This window comes from Sinomicrobium kalidii, assembly GCF_021183825.1.
Taxonomy (GTDB): domain Bacteria; phylum Bacteroidota; class Bacteroidia; order Flavobacteriales; family Flavobacteriaceae; genus Sinomicrobium; species Sinomicrobium kalidii.
Map to the genome: position 1 here is coordinate 3,390,545 of NZ_CP089211.1, position 24,987 is coordinate 3,415,531.

Annotated in this window: 22 protein-coding genes; 11 read left to right on the top strand and 11 right to left on the bottom strand. The window is 46.2% G+C overall.

Annotation, left to right across the window (positions count from 1 at the left end; all coding sequences use genetic code 11):
* Positions 1–4: 4 nt before the first annotated feature.
* Entirely contained in the window at positions 5–745 is a 741-nt protein-coding gene (locus LS482_RS13685; protein ID WP_233028079.1) for a DUF4488 domain-containing protein, read from the bottom strand.
* Between the two features lie 150 nt (positions 746–895).
* Here LS482_RS13685 and LS482_RS13690 point away from each other — a divergent pair, with 150 nt between their 5' ends.
* Positions 896–1,687, top strand: coding sequence for a HipA family kinase (locus tag LS482_RS13690; protein ID WP_233028080.1), 792 nt, complete (start codon positions 896–898; stop codon positions 1,685–1,687).
* Positions 1,665–2,048 (top strand): DUF3037 domain-containing protein, encoded by a 384-nt coding sequence (locus tag LS482_RS13695; protein ID WP_233028081.1) that lies wholly within the window; start codon positions 1,665–1,667, stop codon positions 2,046–2,048. Before LS482_RS13690 ends, LS482_RS13695 begins: the two co-directional genes overlap by 23 nt.
* Before the next feature lie 142 nt (positions 2,049–2,190).
* Here LS482_RS13695 and folK read toward each other — a convergent pair whose 3' ends face one another.
* A complete protein-coding gene (gene folK, locus LS482_RS13700) occupies positions 2,191–3,333 on the bottom strand; it encodes a 2-amino-4-hydroxy-6-hydroxymethyldihydropteridine diphosphokinase (protein WP_233028082.1) in 1,143 nt (380 codons plus the stop codon).
* A 195-nt stretch (positions 3,334–3,528) separates the two neighbouring features.
* Here folK and sppA point away from each other — a divergent pair, with 195 nt between their 5' ends.
* The 3 genes from sppA (at position 3,529) to LS482_RS13715 (ending at position 8,932) form a co-directional block, all read left to right on the top strand.
* Positions 3,529–5,292, top strand: coding sequence for a signal peptide peptidase SppA (sppA, locus tag LS482_RS13705; RefSeq protein WP_233028083.1), 1,764 nt, complete (start codon positions 3,529–3,531; stop codon positions 5,290–5,292).
* A gap of 195 nt (positions 5,293–5,487) precedes the next feature.
* Positions 5,488–6,195 (top strand): queuosine precursor transporter, encoded by a 708-nt coding sequence (locus tag LS482_RS13710; protein WP_233031828.1) that lies wholly within the window; start codon positions 5,488–5,490, stop codon positions 6,193–6,195.
* Positions 6,196–6,274: 79 nt separating this feature from the next.
* Positions 6,275–8,932: an AsmA family protein gene (locus LS482_RS13715; protein WP_233028084.1), complete on the top strand. Its 2,658-nt coding sequence runs from the start codon at positions 6,275–6,277 to the stop codon at positions 8,930–8,932.
* A 75-nt stretch (positions 8,933–9,007) separates the two neighbouring features.
* Here the strand turns inward: LS482_RS13715 and bamG are convergent, their stop codons facing one another.
* Positions 9,008–10,252 (bottom strand): BamG family beta-barrel-assembly machinery protein, encoded by a 1,245-nt coding sequence (gene bamG, locus LS482_RS13720; RefSeq protein WP_233028085.1) that lies wholly within the window; start codon positions 10,250–10,252, stop codon positions 9,008–9,010.
* Between the two features lie 48 nt (positions 10,253–10,300).
* Positions 10,301–11,629, bottom strand: a complete 1,329-nt coding sequence (locus LS482_RS13725) for a DUF4270 family protein (RefSeq protein WP_233028086.1) — start codon at positions 11,627–11,629, stop codon at positions 10,301–10,303.
* A gap of 293 nt (positions 11,630–11,922) precedes the next feature.
* Here LS482_RS13725 and LS482_RS13730 point away from each other — a divergent pair, with 293 nt between their 5' ends.
* The 5 genes from LS482_RS13730 (at position 11,923) to LS482_RS13750 (ending at position 16,258) form a co-directional block, all read left to right on the top strand.
* On the top strand, positions 11,923–12,723 hold the full coding sequence (locus LS482_RS13730) for a DUF6268 family outer membrane beta-barrel protein (protein ID WP_233028087.1): 801 nt from the start codon (positions 11,923–11,925) through the stop codon (positions 12,721–12,723).
* Positions 12,724–12,735: 12 nt separating this feature from the next.
* Entirely contained in the window at positions 12,736–13,740 is a 1,005-nt protein-coding gene (locus LS482_RS13735) for a Kelch repeat-containing protein (RefSeq protein ID WP_233028088.1), read from the top strand.
* Positions 13,741–13,875: 135 nt separating this feature from the next.
* Positions 13,876–14,211, top strand: a complete 336-nt coding sequence (locus LS482_RS13740) for a DUF4907 domain-containing protein (protein WP_233028089.1) — start codon at positions 13,876–13,878, stop codon at positions 14,209–14,211.
* 11 nt (positions 14,212–14,222) lie between these two features.
* Complete coding sequence (locus LS482_RS13745) at positions 14,223–15,464, top strand: sensor histidine kinase (RefSeq protein ID WP_233028090.1); 1,242 nt, start codon at positions 14,223–14,225, stop codon at positions 15,462–15,464.
* Positions 15,465–15,526: 62 nt separating this feature from the next.
* Positions 15,527–16,258: a LytR/AlgR family response regulator transcription factor gene (locus LS482_RS13750; protein WP_233028091.1), complete on the top strand. Its 732-nt coding sequence runs from the start codon at positions 15,527–15,529 to the stop codon at positions 16,256–16,258.
* A 77-nt stretch (positions 16,259–16,335) separates the two neighbouring features.
* Here the strand turns inward: LS482_RS13750 and LS482_RS13755 are convergent, their stop codons facing one another.
* On the bottom strand, positions 16,336–17,130 hold the full coding sequence (locus LS482_RS13755; RefSeq protein WP_233028092.1) for a DUF2797 domain-containing protein: 795 nt from the start codon (positions 17,128–17,130) through the stop codon (positions 16,336–16,338).
* Positions 17,131–17,196: 66 nt separating this feature from the next.
* On the opposite strand from LS482_RS13755, the gene LS482_RS13760 reads away from it, so the two are divergent.
* Entirely contained in the window at positions 17,197–18,750 is a 1,554-nt protein-coding gene (locus LS482_RS13760) for a GH3 auxin-responsive promoter family protein (RefSeq protein ID WP_233028093.1), read from the top strand.
* Positions 18,751–18,848: 98 nt separating this feature from the next.
* Here LS482_RS13760 and clpX read toward each other — a convergent pair whose 3' ends face one another.
* The 6 genes from clpX to LS482_RS13790 all read right to left on the bottom strand — a co-directional run bounded on the left by clpX (position 18,849) and on the right by LS482_RS13790 (position 24,972).
* A complete protein-coding gene (gene clpX / locus LS482_RS13765) occupies positions 18,849–20,081 on the bottom strand; it encodes an ATP-dependent Clp protease ATP-binding subunit ClpX (RefSeq protein ID WP_233028094.1) in 1,233 nt (410 codons plus the stop codon).
* 104 nt (positions 20,082–20,185) lie between these two features.
* Positions 20,186–20,860 (bottom strand): ATP-dependent Clp endopeptidase proteolytic subunit ClpP, encoded by a 675-nt coding sequence (clpP, locus tag LS482_RS13770; protein WP_302849310.1) that lies wholly within the window; start codon positions 20,858–20,860, stop codon positions 20,186–20,188.
* 82 nt (positions 20,861–20,942) lie between these two features.
* The gene (gene tig, locus LS482_RS13775; RefSeq protein ID WP_233028095.1) at positions 20,943–22,268 is read right to left on the bottom strand and encodes a trigger factor; all 1,326 of its coding nucleotides are present in this window, start codon (positions 22,266–22,268) and stop codon (positions 20,943–20,945) included.
* Positions 22,269–22,681: 413 nt separating this feature from the next.
* Positions 22,682–23,812 (bottom strand): oxidoreductase, encoded by a 1,131-nt coding sequence (locus LS482_RS13780; RefSeq protein ID WP_233028096.1) that lies wholly within the window; start codon positions 23,810–23,812, stop codon positions 22,682–22,684.
* A gap of 142 nt (positions 23,813–23,954) precedes the next feature.
* On the bottom strand, positions 23,955–24,578 hold the full coding sequence (locus tag LS482_RS13785) for a Crp/Fnr family transcriptional regulator (RefSeq protein WP_233028097.1): 624 nt from the start codon (positions 24,576–24,578) through the stop codon (positions 23,955–23,957).
* A gap of 40 nt (positions 24,579–24,618) precedes the next feature.
* Positions 24,619–24,972, bottom strand: a complete 354-nt coding sequence (locus LS482_RS13790) for a phage holin family protein (RefSeq protein ID WP_233028098.1) — start codon at positions 24,970–24,972, stop codon at positions 24,619–24,621.
* Positions 24,973–24,987: the final 15 nt, after the last annotated feature.

The window sequence follows — 24,987 nt, forward strand, 5'->3', positions numbered from 1 at the left end:
CTTCCTATTTTTCCCCGGTATAAGCTTCGCTGTACTTCGACCATATTTCGTAGATCGGTTTCCCTTTTGAACTCTTGCCGCTGTGGTGCCATTTGCCGTCTTTCACTTCGTAGTTGAACTCCAGTGATGCGCCCACACGGCTGTTGTCGCGGGAAAAAAAGGTAATGTTCTCGGTGTATTTACCGTTCTTTGCAGTATAGGTGCCGCCCCCGGTGCCGTGGAACTCTTTGGTTGCGGAATTGAACGCTACCCATTGGAACCTTCCGCCACTGAGTATCTTTATGGTCCGGCGGTCGCCGGGGGTCATTTGATGTAGCTTGCCTTCGGAATTGGCCCTGCCGGTAATGACCCAATTGCCTGTAAGGTCATCCTTTTTGTCTGATATCCGCTTCCACGTTTCCGTATCCCCGTTTTTTTGTTGTAAAACCATTTTGTTTCCGGTTACGGTTGCCGAATATTCCTGTTTTTTGCCTGTTTTTTCCGGAGCAGCCGTATAAAAATCGGGGGTTTCCGTGTAGTGGTTGTCATTCAGGGTATATTCACCTCCGCCGGTATCGGTAAATCGGTTACCGTGCAGTTGCTTGCCCCCAAAGGCAAAGTAGCCGTCCTGGTATATTTTAATGTATTCCGTACCCTTTATTGCATCACCGTTTTTGTGGGTCATTTGCCAGGCGCCTTCTATATTTTGGGCAGTAGTAGCGGCCAGGAAAAAAAGAAACAGCATTGCGCATAATGTACTTCTCATGATTTCAGTTATTTGGGATGAAGTATAAAGATACGTGTTTTTGTTGATACACAAAGGAACAGGCAAGGGGGCGAATTGTTTTTTCAAGGAACCGGTACTGCCGGGGCCCGGAAAGAATAAACTATATTTGTCTAAGAAAAGTAAGAACGGATGACGCCTTTGGAGATCAGAAAAGTTACCGTAACCCGGTATATCACGCCTTTGCGGGAGGGAGGTTCCCTCCCCGCCCTGGCAGATGCCGACGACGGTTTTAAATATGTGGTAAAGTTCAGGGGAGCCGGACATGGTGTCAAGGCACTGATCGCCGAATTACTGGGGAGCGAGATCGCCAGAAAACTGGGACTCAAAATTCCCGAGATTGTGTATGCCGAACTCGATGAGGCTTTCGGACGTACGGAGGGCGATGAAGAAATCCAGGACCTGCTCCGTGCCAGTCAGGGACTCAACATAGGAATGCATTTTCTCTCCGGTGCCATTAATTTTGACCCGGTAGCCGTAGAAGTCGACGAGGAACTCGCCTCCAGGATTGTATGGCTGGATGCCTTTATTACAAACATAGACAGGACATTCCGAAATACCAATATGTTGCATTGGCACAAGGAAGTGTGGCTCATTGACAACGGGGCCTCATTTTATTTTCACCACTCGTGGAATAATTGGGAAAAACAGGCCAGGACCCCTTTTGCGTATATAAAAGATCATGTATTGTTGTCACAGGCAGGTATGCTGGATGAAGTAGACAGCGCATTCAGAAAGCAATTAACGGATGATGCGCTTAGGACGATCGTAGATTTAATCCCGGAGGAGTGGCTGGAATGGGAATATGTGGACCAAACACCGCAGCAGATCAGGGATGTTTATTTTAATTTTTTGACCACAAGACTGGCAAATTCAGGAATTTTTGTAAACGAAGCAAAGCATGCAAGAGAAGCGGTTATATGAATATGCGGTAATAAGACTGGTGCCCAGGGTAGAGCGGGAAGAGTTTCTCAATACAGGCATTGTGCTCTTTTGTAAGGAAATGTCGTTCCTGAAGACACTGTACCGTATTGATGAAGGGAAATTGAAATTGTTTGCCTGCGAAACAGACAGGGAGCAACTGGAAGAAAACCTGCAATCTTTTGACAAGATATGCCGTGGCAGTAAAGACGGCGGACCCATAGCCAGGCTCGACCTGCCTTCCCGTTTTCGCTGGCTTACGGCTGTGCGCAGTTCCATTATACAAACATCGAGGCCCCACCCCGGTTTTTGTACGGACCCGGATGTAACCCTGCATCAATTATTTGAAGAACTGGTGTTGTGATACAAAGACCCCGGGGCATAAAAAAAGGGATTCAATTGCTTGAATCCCGGGGGTTGGATTATGAAAAAAAGTTAGTTAGTTTTATTAACGTCCACTAATTTAAAACAACCTTTTTAAAATAAGCAAGGAAAAGTTAAAAAAATTATAATTTCTGCATTTTGTCCTTGAAATGATGTATTTTATCGATAATGATTTTGTAGTCGTTCTTGTTTTGAACGAAATCCAGGTCCGAAATATCAAGAATTAATACGTTTTCATACTGGTGGGTCCTGATAAAGTCAAAATAACCCTTATTGATCTTTTCCAGGTAATTGTCGGGAATGTCCTGTTCGTACTTTCGCCCTCTTTTCCTGATATTTTGCAGCAGGCGCTCCGTATCCTGATAGAGATACACATAAATGTCCGGTTTTATCACCTCCTTGTACATAATATCGAACAGTTTCCGGTAGAGCCGGAATTCATCTTCCCCGAGGGTTACCCTGGCAAATATCAGTGATTTGAAGATGTCGTAATCGCTTACCATGAAGTTTTTGAAGAGGTCGGGCTGGGAAGTATCATCGGTAAACTGCTGGTACCGGTCGGCAAGGAAAGACATTTCCAGCGGAAAGGCATAGCGGTGCTGATCTTTATAAAATTTGGGCAAAAAAGGATTGTCCGCAAAGCGTTCCAGGATGAGCTTACCGTTAAAATCTTCCGCGATCATAGTGGCCAGGGAGGTCTTTCCCGAACCGATATTACCTTCAATGGCGATGTAATTAAACGAGGAAAAAGGGTTTTCCTTTTCGGCCTGCAGGCTGTGGCGGGTAATAGTGATGTCACTTTTATCTGCACATGTTTCCAGCAACTGGCCTACGGTTTTTTTCAGTTCAGGATGTATTTTACCCGGAGCAATGTCCGCGAGAGGCTGCAATACAAACCTCCGGTCGGCGATCCGGGGATGTGGTATTATCAGTTCGTTTTGCCGGATAATCTCATCTTCATAAAACAAAATATCGATATCGATGGTCCTGGGGTGATATCCTTTTTCTTTTGTTCTTATCCTTCCCAGCATTTTCTCCGTATGCAGAATATGGTGAAGCAATTCCGGGGGTTGAAAATCCGTTTCAACGGCGATACACGCATTCAGGAAGTCGTCACCGGTAAACCCCCAGGCGGGGGTCTGGTATACCCGTGAACAAGCCGCCACTTTCAGCCGATTGTCCTTCTCCAGGCGGGTAATGGCATTTTGCAGGTTTTGTATTTTATCTCCGAGATTGCTTCCTATGGACAGATATGCGCGTTTCATTGTGCAAAATAAACAAAAGAAACCAATATAAACGAATTCGGACAGCGGATAATCTACAATGAAAATCAGGGCAACGCTCAAAATCCCCGGAACTGAATCGTTATTCATAAATCGAAAAGATTATCTTTGTGAATCATGGTGGAAAAGTAATATGCACAGTACGTTTTATATCCACAACCAATACATAGTTAAGAAATGAAGTTTTTAAGAAATTTATTAGCATCCGTTCTGGGATGTCTTGTTGCTTTTGGGGTACTGTTTTGTATGCTCCTTATTTTTGTCGCCCTGGCCGGAAGCCAGGAAAATGTGATCACCGTATCCGAAAATTCGGTTTTGGAAATCGGTATTGACGAGCCCCTTAAAGATTATGGCGGCCGGTTTGATTTTACCGATTTCGGGATGAAATTCGAAGAATACGACGGTCTTAACCATATGCTGACAGCGATAAAAAAGGCGAAAACCGACGATAAGATCAGGGGAATAAGTATCAAGAGCAGTTATTTTCCCGCAGGAATGGCCCAGGTAAAAGCGATTCGTGATGCCATAGACGATTTTAAGACATCCGGTAAGTTTGTATACGCTTACGGGGATTTCTACGCACAACAGGATTATTACCTGGCTTCCGTGGCCGATTCGGTTTTTGTAAACCCGGTAGGGGATATAGAATTTAAGGGACTGGCTTCGGAGGTGTTGTTCTTCAAGGACCTTCAGGAAAAGTCGGGAGTGAAGCTGGAAGTCATACGGCACGGCAAGTACAAAAGTGCGGTAGAACCTTTTCTGGATAACAAAATGAGCCCGGAAAACCGGGAACAATTATCGGAACTGCTGTATTCCGTATGGAATTCCATGCTGGACGATATTGCCGCCAGCAGAAGGGTACATCCTGATGCCCTCGATGTTATTGCAGACGACCTGGAAGCCAGGACTCCGGCAAAGGCACTGAAGGCGCAGTTGGTAGACCGTATAGCATATTTTGATGAGTATGAAGCCGCATTGAAAAAGGCTTGCGGCCTGGACGAAGACAAGGATATCAAATTTGTCGGTACAGAAGCATATGCCGAGTATGTTGCGAAGAAAAATAAAAAGGCAGGAAAAGACAGGATCGCCGTGATATATGCCGAGGGCGATATCGTATATGGAGAAGGAAGCAAGGATTATGTAGGACAGGGGATCATTGTCCGCTCGCTCCGGGAAGCGAGGAAAGACGACAAGGTGAAAGCTATCGTGTTGCGTGTCAATTCACCGGGAGGGAGTGCCCTGGCCTCGGATATTATCTGGCGGGAGGTGGAGATCACCAAAAAGAAAAAACCTGTCGTAGTTTCCATGGGGAACCTGGCAGCCTCGGGCGGATATTATATCGCTACGGGGGCCGACAGGATATTTGCGGAATCCACTACCATCACCGGGTCTATCGGGGTTTTCGGGATGCTTCCCAATTTCAAACAACTGGCAGACCGGTGGGGCATTAATGCGGAACAGGTGGTTACCAACCGGCAGGCCCTCGGATACAGTGTTTTTGAACCCTTGTCTGAGGAATACCGCAAGGTTACCAAAGAAAGTATAGAAAACATTTACGATACTTTTGTAAGCCATGTGGCCGAAGGCAGGGATATGAGCGAGGACGAGGTTGACCGTATTGCCCAGGGACGGGTATGGAGCGGCAGGGAAGCCCGGGAGATCGGTCTTGTTGATGAAATAGGCGGTCTCGGCGATGCCATAGGGTATGCTGCGGAAACCGCCGGCATAGAAGAATATGCCGTGGAAGACTATCCGGTATACACGACCAGCATTGAAGATATTATGGATAAATTCATCGGGGTATCGCTTACCCGGAACAAGGAGCATATGCTGAAAGAAGAGCTGGGACGGGAAGCTTATGAGATCTTACAGAAAATAAAAGTATTGTCACAACAAAAAGGAGTTCAGGCCAGGCTTCCGTTTGAATTGATCATTCGTTAAGGAAATTTGTCAGCTGGTAAATGTGTCGATGTGTTTTGAGGGGAGTCGGAGTGTGATAATCCGATGTCTTGGAATAACTACCGGATTTAACAGGAGCAAAGGCAGGAGGAAATACTTTCCCGACAATTTCAAAAACGAAAAATCTGAACAAACCCATTGTCGAACCGGCACATTATCAAATGGACTAATTATCAAATTTTAATGCAACACCAAAAAGCTGCATACCAGTTATATCTGTATCTCGCCGCATTGTTTATCACCTCCCTGGTGGTTTCGAACCTCATTTTTCAGAAGTTTTTCTATTGGTATCCTTTCGGGGAAGTCACTATTTTCGGGGCAGGAATATTTGAGATATCCGTGGGGATACTGCCTTATCCCGTTACGTTTCTTATTACAGACCTTATCTCCGAAGTGTTCGGCCGGAAAAAGGCCAACCAGGTGGTTACGGCGGGGATCTTCGCTTCCTTTTTTTCACTGCTCATCATCTATGTTTCGGCGGCCGCGCCGGCTACGGACTGGTCTCCCATCGGTGATGAACTCTTCCGCACCGTTTTCGGCCGTACGGTACTGGCGGTACTGGCTTCCATGCTGGCTTACCTCGCGGCTCAGTACATCGATATCCATATTTATCACTTCTGGAAAAATTATACGAAAGGAAAGCACCTGTGGTTGCGGAACAACTTCTCCACTTTTTCCTCACAGCTTATAGATACCATGACGGTATTGCTGTTGTTGTGTTCCTTTAAGGTCATTGCCTGGGAACGCTTTACCGGATTGCTTATCGGAGGTGTGCTCTTTAAAATGTTAATAGCTTTGCTGGACACGCCGTTTTTGTATTTTTTTGTATATGTTATCCGGAAACGGTTTCACTTGGAGCGGGGGGAAGAAATCCAACTGCCGTAGCCGTACGTATTTATATGTAGAGAGGTTCCGGGGGAATACGGAGATCCGTAAAGGCGTTAAATAAAAAATCAAAATAGCAATGAAAATCAAAAAAGGAATAAAAATAGCAGGGATTATCATCGGGGTTATTGTACTCCTGCTTGCCGTAACCCCGCTTTTGTTCAAAGACAAGATAACGGCGCTGGTCAAGGATAACATCAACAAAAATATAAATGCCACGGTAGATTTTGCCGATCTGGACATCAGTCTTCTGTCCGGTTTTCCGAAAGCCAGGGTTTCCCTCAATGAAATATCGGTCATAAACAAGGCCCCTTTTGAAGGGGATACCCTGTTCTATGCCGATGAAGTATCCGTAAAAATGGGGATTGCCGAACTTTTTAAGGGAAGCGGTATGGAGGTGAGCAGTTTTGCTGTGAACAAGGCCAATGTCAATATCCTGGTGAATGGCGAAGGGAAAGCAAATTACGACATTGCAAAGGAAAGCGGGGAGACTGCGGAAAGCGAAACCGCAACGGGAGATAGTGAAGACTTCAGCTTTTCCGTACAGCAATATGAAATAACCGACAGCCGCATTTCCTACCTGGATAAAGAAGGAAAGATGCAGTTTGTGCTGGAAGAGCTCAACCACTCCGGAAGCGGTGACCTTTCCCTGAGCAAGTCGGAACTCACCACAAAGACAGATGCCCTGGTCTCGTTTGTCATGGACAGCACGGCTTATGTGAATAAGAATAAGGTAAACCTGGAGGCCGTTCTGGGAATAGACCTCGAAAACAACCGTTATACCTTTCTCGACAATACGCTGCTGCTCAATCAGCTTCCGCTGGTATTTGACGGGTATGTGCAGATCAATGATAACAACCAGGAGGTGGATGTGACCTTTAACACCCCATCTTCCGATTTCAGGAATTTCCTGGCCGTGATCCCGGAAGCCTATTCCAGCGATATTGAAAATGTAGAGACCACCGGAAATTTTGAGGTGAAAGGAAAAGTAAAGGGTACCATTGACGATACGCATATTCCGGCTTTTGATATAAAAATAACCTCAAGCAATGCCTCTTTCAAATATCCCGACCTGCCCAAATCAGTCACCGATATCCGGCTGGCCACCAATCTGGTGAATGAAACGGGCCTGACAAAAGACACCTATGTGGATATAGAAAAACTGTCTTTCCGGATAGACCAGGATGTGTTTAATGCCCGGGCGCGGCTCAACAATGTTACGGAAAACATGCACGTCAATGCCAGGATTGACGGAAAACTGAATCTGGCCAATCTGTCCAAAGCCTATCCGTTCCCCATGGAGGAAGAACTCAGCGGTATTCTCACGGCGGATATTACCACGGCCTTTGACATGGCTTCCATTGAGCATAAAAAATACGGAAACACCAAAAATTCCGGGACACTGAACCTGACCGGGTTTACGTACGCTTCCGAAGAAATGGCCAACCCTGTAAGTATCAGCAAGGCCGATGTCACTTTTAATCCCGCTACGGTAAGCCTTAACAGGTTTGAGGCCAAAACGGGGCAGACCGACCTGAATGCCTCGGGGACCATCAACAACCTGATGGGCTTTATGTTCAACAAGGAAAATATAGAAGGAAATTTTAACCTGTCGTCCGGCACCTTTGCGCTGAATGATTTTATGGTAGCTGACGGAGAAGGTGAGAGGGCTGCGGAAAACGGTGAGGAAAAAAATAAACCGGAAGCGAAAAACCCGGGAGGGGCACAGGAAAAAATAAAAATACCTTCGTTCCTGGACTGTACGGTAAATGCATCGGCCAATACCGTGATCTATGACGATCTTCAATTAAAAAACGTAAAAGGGACCCTCATCATCAGGGACGAAAAAGCTACGCTGAAAGACCTGAGATCGGATGTGTTCCAGGGACAACTGGCCATAAACGGGGACGTGTCGACCAAAGAGGAAACACCTACCTTTAACATGAACATGGATATCCGGAATTTTGATATTTCGGAATCTTTCCGGGGGCTGGACATGCTGAAGGCCCTGACTCCCATAGCCGGAATATTACAGGGAAAACTGAATACCGACCTTTCCCTGTCAGGGAACCTGAACGATGACCTTACCCCGGTATTACTGTCCGTTTCAGGTAACGCCCTTGCCGAAGTGCTTACTTCCGGCATTGATTCCGAAAACTCCAAACTCCTGAGCGGACTGGCGGGAAATCTCAGTTTCCTGGATACCGATAAGCTGGACCTTAAAGATATCAAAACTTCACTGTCCTTCGATGACGGAAAGGTAAATGTGAAGCCCTTTCACATTAAATACAAGGACATTGATATCGAAGTAGCAGGCAGTCACGGCTTTGACAAAAGCCTGAATTACAATGCTACATTCAACGTTCCGGCCAAGTACCTGGGCAAAGAAGCCAATAACCTCCTGGCGCAGCTCAGTGAACAGGAAAAGGAAGAAATGACCGTTCCGGTAACCGCTACAATAGGCGGGTCTTATACCAGCCCCTCCGTTTCCACAAACATGAAATCTGCCGTTGCGGGCCTTACGCAACAGATTGTGGCCAATCAAAAGGATAAGCTGGTGAATAAGGGCAAGGATGCCGTTGGGGATGCACTGGGCAATCTGGTCGGGGGAAAAGATAAAAAGGACACTACCGCTACGGATTCAACCGCCACCAAAAAAGAGGACGATGTAAAAGAAGCGGCCAGGGATGTGCTGCAGGGACTTTTCGGAAAAAAGAAAAAAGACACTACTAATTAAGGCTTGAAGTGCGAAGCACGAAGTTCGAAGTATTGTGAAAGGTTAAGTGTTCCTGACTTCGAGCTTCGTACTTTTTTAATCGTATTTCCTTTTGATGAACCACAGGTCTTCCAGGCTCACGTTAAGGGTGATGGAATGATAGTTTTCCCTGATGAGAATATTGGATAGTTGTCCTTTTTGCCCGTAAGAATAAGAAATGTTGAGCATGGAATTCGTTCTTGCATTGATAGGGAGCCCCAATCCGGCAGTGATGGCATATCCGCTTACCTTTTTGTTGTTAATGGACAGGTAACCGTTATCTGCGGTAAAGCCGGCCCGGTAGCGAATACGGTCGGTGTATTTCAGTCCCCTGGTATCTTTGAGGTATTCCACGCCTATACCGAAGATGTCCTGGTCGGTATATTCACCTACATTGTCGCTTTGATTAGTGGAACTCCAGAAATTCCTCTTGTAATCGGCATTTACAGCGAACCCTTCGAAAGGCGAAAAATAAACCCCGAAACCTATTTCCGTGGGGAGTTTAAAGTGAGGGACATCCTCTCCTTCTTCGTCTTCTACGATAACACTCACACCATCCAGGGTTTTGAACACTGTCCGGTCCATATTGCCCTGCAGGGAAACCGGAAGCTGTACCGTGGCCCCTACGGAGAGTTTTTTTACGATATCGTATTGCATCCCGAAGCCAAAACGGAGCCCGTTGTAGAAGGTGGTTTCATCCATTTCAAAATAGTTGCTGCCAATAGTGAAAAATTCGTTTTCCTGTATACTCCCGAACAGGAAAGAAGCACTGGCCCCCAACCTCAATTTATCAGAAAGCCGGTACCCGTAATTGAGCCTGAGGTCGTTAAGTCCTCCCGAACCGATGATAGTGCTTTCAAACTCTTCATCGGAACCTTCTATATTGGAGGTAACCCCGAGCAGTGTATATCCCACATTGGTATAGGGGATAAGGGTCAGCCCGATGCCCGACCTCTCCGAGAGGGAAAAGCCAAAAGCGAGGTTGGAGAAATTGAAACTCCACTTGTTCTCGTCGTTCTGTTTGTTGGAGAAGTGGTTGTATTCCGATTGAAACCCCACGTCAAAAAGAAATGATTTATCAAAAATGGAAGCGTATGATGCGGGGTTGAGGTTATTTATTGCAGTGTTTCCCGGCAGGGCAATCCCGCTCCTGCCCAGGGCGTTGGATTTTCCGAGGCTCATCTGGTTGGTAATCCCCAGTCCGTACATGGAATAGGGCGATCCCGTAAGCCCTTCGGACTGTGCGTTTACCGATAAACAATACCCTGCGAGAAAGCATGCGGAAAATAGTGTCTTCTTCATAAAAATACTTTTGTTTTGACCTTTACACGTTGAATATCCGTTTTGGGGTTAATCGTCATCTTCGTCATAAACGGCATAGGTGACTTCCAGGGTGGCCTCGTAATCTGCATTGTTCTCGCCGTTGAGCACCGTCCGGTGTACTGACGAACTGTAGTCGGCCGGAATCAGTATCAGCGAGCTCCGGTCTTCCCGGGTGGCCGTATAAAGACGTTCGATATAAGTGCCCAGGGGAACCTCGAAGTAGATGTTGTTGAACTCCCGGTCTTCCCGGTTCAGGACCGCCTGTAATGCCGTGGCTTCCGAATTGGCAAGCTGTTCGCTGATATCATTGTTCTGGTCTACCAGGTAGATATTGAGCGTGTCTGTTAGCGACAGGTTATCGTTGTAATAATTGTTGGTGGGTTTTATTTTCAGGACCGCATTGAGTACGGTGCCCGTACCCTCAATATCGTAAAGGGACTGTATGGAAGGAAACCGTATTCGGGTAGTGATGCCCGTACCTGCCTGGATATAGGTCTTGTCTCCGGCTTCCGGACTGGGTAACAGTATTTCCTGGTCTGTAAGCGAGTGGAAGGGAGTATCGTTGTCTTCGGCCACGATCCGGTTGAAAAATGTGGCGGGACTGCTTTCCGTACTGATGGAAAAATCGAGGTGCCGGACTGTCGGTTCTTCCGTTTCGTGTGTGGAGTAATAGATCCTTAAAAAACTGTTGTCTGACGATGTCGTAAAGCCTACAACCGCCCCGTTATCATTTTCTCCCGGCTGGAGGGTCACCCCCTTAAAATACTCCCGGAGCTGGTCGTTCGTGGTGATTTCCTTTTGCTGGATGCGGTCAAACAGATCGCGGCCAAAATCATCATTCAGTTTTATTTCGACAGAATCGGTGCCCCCGAGAGGTCTGGGGATAAAAGAAACCTGGCCTATACTTTCTTCCTCATAAGGGATGGACTGCAGGTTGTAAAAAGCATTACCCCGAACAGGCTTTACACGCGATGTCAGTTTTTTTACGTAGACGGAGGAGGTCTGGAGCGTATCGTTATAATAATATTCATCGTAGTCCAGGAAAAGGGAAATACTGTCGTAAATACCTTCGTTGTCTATGCTGTAACCTTCCGGGAGCAGTTCAAAATAACTCGAAGCGGTGGTTTTCCCGAACACAGTGTCCGTATACTGTCCCACCAGTATCCTGGTAGCATTGGAAGTTATAAGGCTGTCGAATTTAATGGTAGACATCGCTACCGTAAGCGTGTCTATGGCGAGTACCCGGATATTGCTGTCTGTGAAATCCTCGCCGGCTTCAAAATCGGTGTCGTACAGGTTATCGCCCCCACAGGAACAGATGAGCAGTAGCAAACAGGAAATTAGCAAGTATCGCATGTAATATGATTTTGGGCAAAAATAGAAGGGTTCGGACGGCGGGAAAACGAAAATCGACCATTCCGGGTTGCATCTATACCAATACCGGTTATTTCTCTATCAAAGTGCCTTGTTCGTTTTGGTCTGTAAAACCACGCCTTTCGTATAGGAATAGGGCGGGTTTATCTATTCTGTTTTTGCCCGGGGGAGGCACTGTTTAGATTTGCCGGAAAAGTTTGGTGAGAACAGTATTTATCATTCCATGTTTCCTCCTGGTTTTTGCCGGGGTTGAAGGACAGGTAAAAAATCCGGAAATGATCCAGTTGGAATACAGTATAAACAAATCGGACAACGGGGTGAACATTTATGAGAGCCGTCTGGAAGGCAATAAAGTGTTTGCCCTGGGGAATTTGTGTATGGACATAGGGATGAACCTCCACAAATTTGATCTCGACTATACATATACCGATGTAGCGGAAAGGGGAATGCATTTTACCGAAACGTATGTGTTACGACCGGAAGTTGCCATTTCCTATCCTTTCGGAAAGGAGTGGTCTGTCACGGCATTTGTCCGCCCCGAGGCCGCTTCCGATTTTCAGGGAAACTGGACGAAGGAGGGATTTAATGTCAGTTACGGTACGTATTTTACAAAGACCTGGGGGCATGGCAGCGGTGCATTTTCTTCCCTGATGATGGGTGCGGAGTATTCAACCGCTTTCGGAAAACCCCGTATTGTTCCCATACTGAACTATAAGCGGAAAACGGACGGGCGCCTGAGCTATGCCATAGGTTATCCGCATACCTGGGTCTCCTGGACCTTAAACCGCCGCCATACCATAAAGCCCCTGCTGGATATTGATGCTTTCTATGCCGGGGTAAATGCCGTTACGGGATATTTTAACGACCGGGAAAGCCGGTTTTATAAACTGAATTATCTGAATGTGAGCGGAAGTGTCAATTACGAATATCACTTTAATCAGGGCTGGAACCTCGTGGCCGGGCTGGGCTATTCCATCCATAATGAACTGGAACGCTATCAGGATGACGATGAGGTATATGCCTACGAAACGGCTCCGGCTCCCTATATATCACTTGGAATCAAATATAATTTTTAAACCATACAACAAATGAGAAGAACAACGAAAAGAGATTTACACATTATCCTGTATAGCATCCCCCTGGTATTTTTCCTGGTGTTCCTGGCAGGTTGTTCCAGCGACGATGAGGAAGATATGGGCAACTGGGAAATCCGCTCCGTATTTGACGGGAAACCGAGGAGCAGTTCGGCCTATTTTTCTATCGGGAACAAGGGATATACGGGAACAGGATATGACGGAGACGATTACCGCGTCGATTTCTGGGAATACGATATGGAAGGCGATTACTGGGTACAGAAAGCCGATTTTCCCGGAACGGCCAGGAGTGCGGCCACAGCTTTTGCCGTGGATGGAAAAGGCTATATAGGCTCCGGCTATGACGGAGTGGACGAACTCGGGGATTTCTATGCCTATAACCCCAGTGGCAATACCTGGACTTCCATTGCCGATTTTCCGGAAAGACCCAGGAGGGAAGCATTGGCTTTTGCGGCGAACGGTTATGGTTATTTCGGAACGGGGACCGATGGCGATAACGACCGGAAAGATTTCTGGAGATACGATCCCGCTTCCGATACCTGGACCGAATTGTTCGGTTTCGGCGGTGATAAAAGGAGAGGCGCTACGAGTTTTTCCATAGACGGTAATGTATATATGGGTACCGGGGTGTCTAACGGGGTTTACCTGGATGATTTCTGGAGGTTCGATCCCGGATCGGAGTCCTGGACCAAGCTGCTGGACCTGGACGAGGAAGACGATTACAGTATTATAAGGAGTAATGGCGTGGGCTTTTCAATAGGAAGCTATGGTTACATTGCCTGTGGTACGGCTTCGGGAAGCCTTACTTCGGTTTGGGAATACGATCCTGCTTACGACACCTGGGAGCGTAAGACCGGTTTTGAAGGAACTTCAAGACAGAGCCCGGTTGTGTTTTCCAACGGGGCAAGAGCCTTTGTGGGATTGGGGCGTTCCGGAAATTTGTACCTGGATGACCTTAAGGAATTCTTTCCCTGGGAAGAATACGACGAAGATGATTAACCTGTATGAGCTAAAGACAGGATAATATAAGAAAGTATTTTTAATAATGCCACACTATTGAAGAAGAAGGCCGGGCCCCGGTGGGGAGAGGTGTGCTGATCCGGGGATTGTCGGCCTTCTGTTTTTTATGAAGTTATGAGAAAGCGTGTTGTATTACTGTGGATAATCCTGGGGATGGGTATAGCGGGAATTGTACTGTTCTATCCCAAAAAGAATGACAGGGTCACTATTGAGGTCTTTGAAGTTTCGGGAGGCTACGGGTATTTGATAAAAAATCAGGATAAGGTCCTTATCCGCCAGGATGTGATCCCGGCCATACAGGCCAGGTCTCCGTTTTGCTCGTATGACGATGCCGGGGCGGTGGCCGACCTTGTCAGGCGAAAAATGTTAAAAAGAGAATCCCCTGCAATTACTAAGGAAGAGTTAAAAGCGCTTCACGTTCAGATAAATTGTTTAGTTTTAGCCAGGTAAAGAAGATGTGGATGCGTGCGATTATCAATAAAAGTAGCCTGAAAGAGATAGCCATACACGTGGCCGTATGGCTGTTTTTCTTTATGGTGCTCAATTACCAGGTGTATTCTGAGATCAGGTATATCCCCAAAGATATATTGTACCGGACACTCTATCGCACCTTGCTGAATATAGGCCTGTTCTATTTCAATTATTTTTTTCTGGTGCCCAGGTTTCTGCTGAAGAAAAAACTGTCCAAATACGTTCTTATTTCCCTGGGAATTATTGTGCTGAGCGCATTTGTTATCCGGCTGGACTCTCCTCCCCCGGGAGCAGTGGTTATTTCTGCCAGGCCTTTCAGGGCAACGGATGATTCATTGAAACAAGACATGCCATTGCCTGAAGAGCTGGATTCCCTGATATCCGGTGAGCAGGGAGAAACAGGGATCTCATTTTCCAGGGAAAGGGATGGGAAAATGGCGGGTCCGGCCGTTCCTATGGTAAAACGCAGGTTTTTAAGGCATGGAGGCGGGGAGGCTATTGAAGTTCCGCCGGAATTTAATTCATGGAAGATGCACCTTATGATGTCTTTAAGGGCAGCGATCGTATTGGGAATGTATTTTGTTATAGGTGCGGCGATAAAAATATACATGGAATGGAAAAGAGGGGAAGCTATCCGGAACCAGATACAATCGGAGAAGATCACTTCCGAACTGCAGTTTTTAAAAGCGCAGCTAAATCCCCATTTCCTGTTCAATTCCCTCAACAGTATTTACTCCCTTTCGGTGAAAAAATCCAAGGATACGCCGGAAGCCGTGATTACGCTTTCAGATCTGATGCGGTATATGCTGTACGAAGCCAACCGCGAATTTGTCCCGCTTGGAAAAGAGCTGGAATACATCAAGAACTATATAAAGTTACAACGCCTGCGATTGTCAAACGGCGAAAAGGTAACGCTTAATATTTACGGGGACGAAAGAGACAAAAAAATACAGCCGTTACTGTTCATTTCGTTCATAGAAAATGCGTTCAAATACGGAACGGACTATACGGGAAAAACAGTAGTGAAAACCGTTATTACCATAAAAGAGGATTCCATTAATTTCTATATAAGGAATATCATAGGCAGGTATAAAAAGAATAGTGCAAGTTCCGGAGTAGGCCTGCAAAATATTAAGAACAGACTGGAGTTGCTGTATCCGGATTCGCATAAACTGGATATAGAAGACGACGGAAAGACCTTTACGGTGAGTTTAACTTTAAACTTTACCTGAGCTACCGGATGTATTGTAAATTTTTTGCAGACCATTTTCTGCAAGCAAAAAATTTAAAACAGATGAAATGTGTAATTATCGATGACGAACCCCTGGCCATTGATGTGCTGAGGGAGTATTGCGAGAAAATACAGTTGCTGGAAGTGGTGGGAACATATACCAATGCCCTCGATGCCATTGCTGTTATCAAGGAAAAAGAAGTAGACCTTATTTTCTCTGATATAGAGATGCCACAGATAAACGGTATTGATTTCATCCATTCCATGGATAACAAGCCGCTGTTTATCTTCACCACCGCTTATTCCCAATATGCCATAGAGGGATTTGAATTGAATGCGGTAGACTATCTGGTAAAGCCCATACCGTACCATCGTTTTGTAAAGGCAGTGGTGCGGGCCAAGGAGTTAAAGAGTTTTAAAGAAAAAAACATGGAAATGAAATTGTATACATCGCCTTCCTGCGGAACCCAGGACGGACAGGCCGGCTATATTTTTGTTAAGGCCGACTACGAAAACGTAAAAATAAATACAGACGACATTACTTATATACAGGGGCTGAAGGATTACCTGAAAATTCACATCAACGGCACCAATAAGCCCATATTGACATTGATGAACTTCAAGGATTTCATGGAAAAAGTGCCCGGGGGACGTTTTTTGCGTATCCACAAGTCTTTTGTGGTCAATATAGGGTATATCAAATCCGTCCAGAAGAACAAAGTGATTGTAAACGATATCCGTATCCCGATAGGGGAAAGCTACAAAGCGGGATTTATGGAACGCCTGGGACTTTAAGGGGCAGCCTTGTAAATTGTCATTATTACCAACAAACCTGACCTGTCAACGCAACGTCAACTCCCGAAACCGGTTACTCAGTTCACCGTGAGGTCAACCACGTAGCCTTCACTTCCCCTTATATTAAATACGGTATTGTCTTCAAAAATAAGATACTGTCCTTTTATACCTTTCAGAATACCGCTGTATTCCGGGGTTTTGTCGAGGTTCAGGCTTTTTACCTTTTTGGGGTATTGGAGTACCGGGTATTCCAGGGTGTACACTTTTTGATTGGTGTCCAGGTAATACGGTTTTACTTCTTCCGGGAGAAAATCATCGAGGTGGTCCTTTTCTGCCACCAGGTCAGCTTCGGTTAAATTATTGGTTAACATTTTGCGCCAGTTGGTCTTGTCGGACATGTGCGCTTTCAGGGCCACTTCCGCAATACCGGCAAGATAGCGATTGGGGACTTCAACAACTTCAATGGCCTGATGGGCGCCCTGGTCTATCCACCGGGTGGGTACCTGGGCTTTTCGGGTTACCCCTACTTTTACATCGCTGGAAAGGGCGAGGTACACGATATGGGGTTGTAACTGCATTTTTTTTTCAAAATCGAGGTCCCTGTCTTCCTGGTCCAGGTGGGCCTTGCTCAGTTCGGGGCGCATGATCCATTCCCCGGCTGAGGCCGTTTCGTAAAAACAACTTTTACAGAACCCCTGGCGGTAAATGGGCTTGTCCAGATGGCAGTTAAGGCACTCATAAGAAACGAAAGACAGTTTTACATTCCTGTCCAGAAGTTGGTTCATATGGATGAAGCTGTTTTTGAAAACCAGGTAGTAGTTGATGGGGGCAGTAAATTCCGTCTTCATTTTTATAAGGACACCTTGGTACATGGTCAAAGTTTTTTAGTATTTTTATTGCCTGTCAATTTAGAAAAGGATTGTAAAAATACACAAAAAATGCCGATTCCGTTGTTTAATTCCATAGCTTCCTGGTGGCTGAAAAAGCGATTTTACCAAATGGAGCTTTTCCTGAAATATCCGGAAGAGGTTCAGGTGGAATTGTTAAACCAGCTGATTATTACCGCGAGGAACACGGATATAGGAAAGAAATACGGGTTTGAGACTATTACCAACTATGAGCTTTTCAGGAATAATGTTCCTATAAGCAAGTATGAAGATATAGAACCTTACATAGAACGTTCCAGAAGAGGGGAGCACAATGTGTTCTGGCCTACGCCCATAAGATGGTTTGCCAAAAGCAGCGGTACTACCAACGCCAAGAGCAAATTTATTCCGGTAAGTACGGAATCCCTGGAAGATTGCCATTTCAAGGCGGGGAAAGATATGTTATCCCTTTACTTTAACAATAACGAAGATTCCAAACTTTTTACCGGAAAGAGTTTAAGGCTGGGAGGGAGCAAGTCTCTCTATGAAGATAACAACACCTTTTTTGGCGATCTGTCGGCGATCATTATCGACAACCTTCCTTTCTGGGCCGAAATGAACAGTACGCCGAGCAATAAGATTTCCCTGATGAATGAGTGGGAGACCAAGCTGGAAGCCATTATAAACGAAACAATTCAGGAAAATGTGACCAGCCTGGCCGGAGTACCTTCATGGATGTTGGTATTGCTCAACAAGATACTCGAAAAAACGGGAAAGGAAAACCTCTTTGAAATCTGGAACAACCTGGAAGTATATTTTCACGGCGGCGTAAGTTTCAACCCGTATCGCGATCAGTATGAGCGGCTCCTTCCGCGGGACAATTTCAAATATTATGAGATCTACAATGCGTCAGAGGGGTTCTTTGCTATCCAGGACCGCAATAATTCCGATGAGTTATTGCTGATGCTGGACTACGGCATATTCTATGAGTTTATCCCCATGGAAACTTTTGGTACCGCCCGGCAGAAAGCAGTGCCGCTATGGGAAGTGGAAACAGGGAAGAACTACGCCATAGTGATTACTACCAATGCGGGCTTGTGGAGGTACCTCATCGGGGATACGGTGCGCTTTACCAGTACTTCGCCCTACAGGATAAAGGTAACGGGGCGTACCAAGCACTTTATCAATGTTTTCGGAGAGGAATTGATTATAGAAAATACCGAAGAAGCCCTTAAAAAAGCATGTAAAGAAGCGGGGTGTGAGATCGTGGATTATACCGTGGCTCCCATATTTATGAGCGGAAGGGAAAAAGGAGGACATGAATGGCTCATAGAGTTCCGTACACATCCGCCTGATATGGTACGGTTTACGGAGTTGCTGGACGAAGGATTAAAATCACTTAACTCGGATTATGAGGCCAAGCGCTATAACAATATGACGCTTAATATGCCCAAGATAAATATTGCGCGGCAAGGGCTGTTTTATGACTGGCTGAAAACCTACAATAAACTCGGCGGGCAACACAAGATACCGCGCCTGTCCAACCAGCGGAACTATCTTGAGGAAATGCTGGGGATGAACGGTACTTTTTCCGAGGCTTCCGGAGAGGGTGGAATTAATGTTTAGCCACCTGAGGTTTTCCGTTTTACCTTCCAAAAAGAAAACCCGGACAATAAATAATTGATCCGGGTTCTGTTTTTATAAGAAAATGTTTTGCCCTTATCTTATGAGGCCGCTTTTAATTTGCTCACCTTGGCCTTTGCCAGTTTTTCACGGGCGTATTCCTTATTTACTTTCAGCGATTTTTCATCAGAACTGGGCAGGTCGAACATAGCATCCGTCAGGATGGTTTCGCAAAGGGATCGCAATCCCCTTGCCCCGAGTTTGTACTCCATGGCTTTTTCCACGATAAAATCCAGGGCGTCATCCGTGACACTCAGTTTTATATCGTCCATATCGAAGAGCTTGCTGTATTGTTTGACAATGGCATTCTTCGGCTCGGTGAGGATGGCTTTCAGCACCTCGGCATCGAGCGGGTCCATGTAGGTGAGTACGGGCAACCTTCCTATGATCTCCGGGATCAGGCCAAACTCCTTCAGGTCCTTCGGGATAATATACTGAAGCAGGTTTTCTTCGTCTACTATTTCTTCCTCCCGTGAGGCATTATACCCTATGGCCTGCATATTAAGGCGCTTGGTAATGATCTTTTCTATGCCGTCAAAGGCTCCGCCGGCAATAAAGAGGATGTTTTCGGTATTGACCTCTATGAATTTCTGGTCCGGGTGTTTTCTTCCTCCCTTGGGCGGAACATTTACAACGGTCCCTTCCAGCAATTTAAGCAACGCCTGTTGTACGCCTTCGCCAGATACGTCCCTGGTAATGGAAGGGTTGTCGCTTTTTCGGGCTATTTTGTCGATCTCATCGATAAAAACAATACCTCTTTCCGCTTTTTCCAGGTTATAATCGGCAGCCTGCAACAGTCTGGTGAGGATGCTTTCCACATCTTCCCCTACATAACCGGCCTCGGTGAGTACGGTGGCATCTACAATAGCCAGGGGTACGTTGAGCATCCTGGCAATGGTGCGTGCCATGAGGGTTTTTCCCGTACCTGTTTGTCCGGCCATGATGATATTGCTTTTTTGTATTTCAATATCATCTTTGGTAGCTGGTTGCAAAAGCCTTTTGTAATGGTTGTATACCGCAACGGACATCACTCTTTTGGTGACTTCCTGTCCGATGATATACTGATCCAGAAAAGACTTTATTTCATGCGGTTTTTTTAATATGAGCTCGGCAGAGAGTTCTTCCGTCTGGGATTGCTTGATCTCTTCCAGAACAATGCTATGGGCCTGTTCTATACACCTGTCACATATATGGGCGTCCAGACCGGCGATCAGTAAACTGGTCTCCGGTTTTTTCCTCCCGCAAAATGAGCATTCTAATTCTTCTTTTGCCATAACAGTCGTTTTATGGTTTCCTGTGGCCTGCATAAAGCAGGCTTTTAAACAGAGGGCGAAGGCCCTCTGATTTCGTTTGAGACGCACAGCCGTGCGTCTCTGCATTAATTTCTAATCAATATTTCATCGATCATGCCGTATTTTTTGGCTTCTTCGGCTTTCATCCAATAATCCCTGTCACTGTCCTCGTTAACTTTCTCGTAAGGCTGTCCGGAATGGTTGGCGATGATCTTGTACAGTTCGTCCTTGAGTTTCAGGATTTCCCTGGCAGTGATCTCTATATCACTGGCTTGCCCCTGGGCACCTCCGAGAGGCTGGTGTATCATTACCCTGGAATGGGTGAGACCGCTTCTTTTTCCCGGTTCCCCCGCACACAGCAACACAGCGGCCATTGAGGCAGCCATGCCGGTGCATATGGTGGCTACGTCGGGTTTTATAAACTGCATGGTGTCATAGATACCCAGTCCGGCATATACACTTCCTCCCGGTGAATTGATATATATCTCAATGTCTTTGGATGAATCCACACTGGAAAGGAACAATAACTGTGCCTGGATAATATTGGCGATCTGGTCGTCTATCGGTGTACCGAGAAAGATGATCCTGTCCATCATTAACCGGGAAAAAACATCCATGGCCACGGCATTCATCTGGCGTTCTTCAATGATATTGGGAGTCATGCCTACCGGAGCCATCCGGCTTACGATCCTGTCGTAATACATGCTGTTTACCCCGTGGTGTTGTATGGCGTATTTCTTAAATTCCTTGCTGTAATCCATAAGTTTTATGTTTTATATAATAAGGCGTTAAATCCGTACAATTTAACGCCTTAAATATAGTTATTTTATTTGTCTTTCCGGATTATTGATATACCTCCTTGATAAAGTCCTCATAAGTGATTTCCTTGGTCTTGAGGTTTGCCTTTTCCTTGTACAGGCTGAGCAGTTTTTTGCTCATTAATTGTTCGGACAGACGTTTTACTTCATCCTGGTTGGAGAGTATCCTGGCCGCTATGCCGTCAAGCTCTTCGTCGGAAGGATCGGTTTGTCCGAACTGTGCCATTTGTATTTTTATAAATTCCTTGGCAAAGTCTTTCAGTTCGTCAAAATTTACCTGCAGGTCGTTTTCCCGGATGATCTTTCCTTCGATAAGCTGGTACCTGAGCCCTTTTTCCGACTTTTCATATTCTTCCCTGGCTTCGTCTTCGGTCAGAGGCTTTTCACCGGTTTGCTGTATCCATTTTTGCAGGAATTCCGCCGGAAGGTCGAACTGGGTATTTTCCACCAGCGATTCGGTAACATCGTTCAGCAGTTTCTGGTCGGCCTGCTGTTCAAATTGCTTTTCCGAATCTTCCTTGATCTTGCTTCGCAGTTCTTCTTCCGAAGTGACCGTGCCGGCAGGGAAAAGTTTGTCAAAGAGTTCCTGGTTGAGTTCCGCAGGCTCTCTTTTGTTGATCTCTTCTATTTTGAAATTAACGGCAATGTCCAGATCATGTGCTTCGTCATGCCCTATTTTCAGGCTGCTCATCAGGTCGTGATCGTCCTTGAAGAGGTTTTTGGTCTTGAATTCCAGTACGTCTCCCGGCTTGGCACCGATAAATTTATTGAGGTTTCTTTTTCCTTTTATTTTGTCGAGTGAAAAAGTGGTTTGGTTGTCTATTTCTTCTTTTTCCTCGCTGGTGAACGTTCCGGTAATTTCATCATCTTCTTCTGCGGTTTCCCGGGCAATGAGTTTTCCGTATTGTTTCTGAATACGTTCTATCTGTTCGTCGATCATTTTATCGTCAGCTACGATCTGGTAGTGGGTGATCGCTTTTTTCCCCTTGAGTTTTACTTCGAATTCGGGAGCGAGACCCAATTCGAACTCAAAAGAAAAGTCTTCCGAATCCCAGTCAAAGTCCTCCTGGGCTTTGGGCAGGGGATTACCGAGCACGTCCAGCTTTTCTTCGGTCAGATATTTATCGAGGGCGTCCTGTAAAAGTTTGTTTACTTCATCCACCAAGACCGCTTTTCCGTATTGTTTTTTTACCAGTCCCAACGGTACATGTCCCTTTCTGAACCCGGGAATATTTGCTTTCTTGCGATAATCATTGAGGATCGTAGCTACCTTGTCGCTGTAATCGTCCTTGTTAATTGCAACTTTTACTATTGCATTCAATTCATCAATGTGCTCTCTTGTAATATCCATTTATTCGCTTTAATAAATTAACATGGCCTGCCAAAACAGGGTGCAAAATTATGACTTTTTGCAATTTTAACCAACTTTTTGAGCGTCTGAATTTTAGAGAGCTTCTTTTGCCTGATTTTAAGGCGAGTTCCCGGCCTGGCAGGTGCTAAACCGTCCGGGTACATCAGGACGAATGCATTTATGTTTAAGGTTCAAAGTTCACGGTTCAAAGTTGGAGGTTCAGGGTTTAAGGTTCGTTGGCGGTTACCGGTTTGCCAGTTTTCCGGTTGTTGGTTAGTTCGGAGTTGAACCGGGAAGCCTTTCCTGCGAGGTTTTAAGACTTCCGATTTGGGGCCCGATATCTTCATCTTTTTTAATTACAACAAATCATCAATACCCCTTGTTTCCTTGTCACTTTGCCTCCTGGTCTTCCGTCATCTGTGTTTCTGTACATGATGTGTTTGGTCTGCCAGGTACCGCCTGTATTTTGCATCGGTAAACAGGGTGGGGTTGGGGTACAGCAATGCTTTCCGGAAAGGGGTCAGCGGTATGTTGTGTTTTACCTTGCGGACAAAATCCGGATTGGACAGGGCGTATTTACCTATGGAGAGCAGGTCAGCCTGACCGGTTTCCAGCAATTCCCGGGAAAGGTCGAGGTCGTGCAGTCCGCCGTTGGCCATCACAGGACATTCAAGGATCTCTTTGGCCAGCCCGGTAAGGGAGGTGCCGTCTTCGTAGGTGCATTCCCCTTTCCATCCGTGATGCTCGGCGGCTACGTGAAGGTAATCCAAGGGCATTTTCCGGATCTGGCGGAGGACTTCCCGGGCTGTTTGGCTACCTCCTTCCCAGCGGTGGGAAAGATTGTTTACTTTTCCCTCGGAGATCCGGAGGCCCACAATAAAATCAGCGGGGACCTGTTTCTTTATTTCTTCCGTGAGTTCGGCGGTAATTCTCAGGCGGTTCTCTACGGTCCGGCCGTATTTGTCTCCCCTGAGGTTGAGGTAATCGGTGTGGAACTGGTCCAGCAGATACCCGTTGGCGGCATGCAGTTCAACACCGTGAAACCCGGCTTCTGCAGCGTTTTTTGCTGCCCGGACAAAGCCGTCTTTCATGTCACGGATGTCTTTCTCATGCATTTCGTCAGGAATGGGGAACGGGCCGTCACCCCCGCCGTATACTGCCATTTTTTTACCCAGAGGGGTGATTCGTGATGGTGCCTTGGTCCGTTCAAGAACCTGGGATATGGACCCGGCATGCATTAATTGTGCAATAATTATCGAATCGTGTTTTCTTATTGCTTTGGTAATGTGGTTCCACGCACGTACCTGGGCCCCGGTAACAATGCCGGGCTGGTTGGGGTATGACCTGGAATAGTGCTTGTCGGTGTAAAGTCCTTCCGTGATGATCCCCCCGAAGCCTCCTTCGGCAAAAGCGGTGTAGTAGGCAGCCATTTCTTCGGTAGGCGCTCCGGAAAATTCCGCACTTACACGGGACATGGGGGCCACAAAAAAACGGTTGGATATGTTGTGTTTATTGATACGTGTTTCGTCAAAAAAAGTCTTCATTGTTCGTTTGTTTTGTTTTACGATGCAAACTTAGTTGACGCCAATGGAGAAAAACTTAAGGTATGTTAAGGATTTTCTGAAAATCAGGGGGATGGTGACATTTCCATGCCCGGGCCTGAACTACGGGGAGATAATAAAGGGATCATGGGTGGCCGCCGACTCCCCGGTCCCTGTCGAGTATTTTTTTTCGCATAAGGCTGAAATATTCGGGGGTGACCCCCAGAAAACCTGCGATCTGGCGATTGGTCAGCCTGTTTTTCAGTGCGGGGTATTTCTTCAGGAAATCCAGGTATTTCTTTTCGGAGTCTTTGGAAAAGTGCTGCACCAGCCTGTCCTGCAGGGCAATGGCAGCATTCTCGTTCAGCACCCTGAAAAACCGTTCGAAGGCGGGGAGGCGGTGATACAGTTTTTCCAGCGGTGTTTTTGCGATCTGTAACAATACGGCGTCTTCCAGGGCCACGATCTCCATGGATGAAACCTGGCCGGTCCTGAAGCTTTTAAAATCTCCGGCCCACCAGTCCTCATGGGGGAAATAAAGCAGATGCAGCCTGCCGCTGTCGTCGATGAGGGAACTTTGGAACAATCCTTTTACGATATAACTCTCATGCATGGACACTTGTGGAGGGCGGAGCAGATATTCTTTTTTCCGGAGTGTTTTCAGTGTAAAAAACGAAGAGATGTACCGGAAATCATCTGCGTTGATATTAACGGTTTTCAGAAGATGGCTCCGGAACTTTTCGAGGTATTGAGCGGGGATTTCACTCATGATAACACTTTTGTAACGGAAGTACGGTGCTTCTTTGCTGTCAATTTTCCTGTCGGTTTTCCCGCAGGAACGAATGCAGTATGGACTGAAGAAAAGACAACAACAGGCTGAACAACAGTGCCCACCAGATATTGGCAACCTGAAAGCCTCCTACCAGGCTGTCCGTGAACAGGATAACCAATGCATTGATGATGAGGAGAAAAAGCCCCAGTGTCAGTATGGTAATGGGGAGTGTTAATACAATGAGAATAGGCTTGACGATGAGGTTCAGCAGGGCCAGTACCACAGCTACGAGGATAGCGGTGAGGTAGCTGTCCACACTTACCCCCGGAAGTACCTTTGCAATGAGCACTACGGCCAGTGCGGTGAGCAATACTTTTAAAACAGTGTTCATGATCTCTTTTGTTTT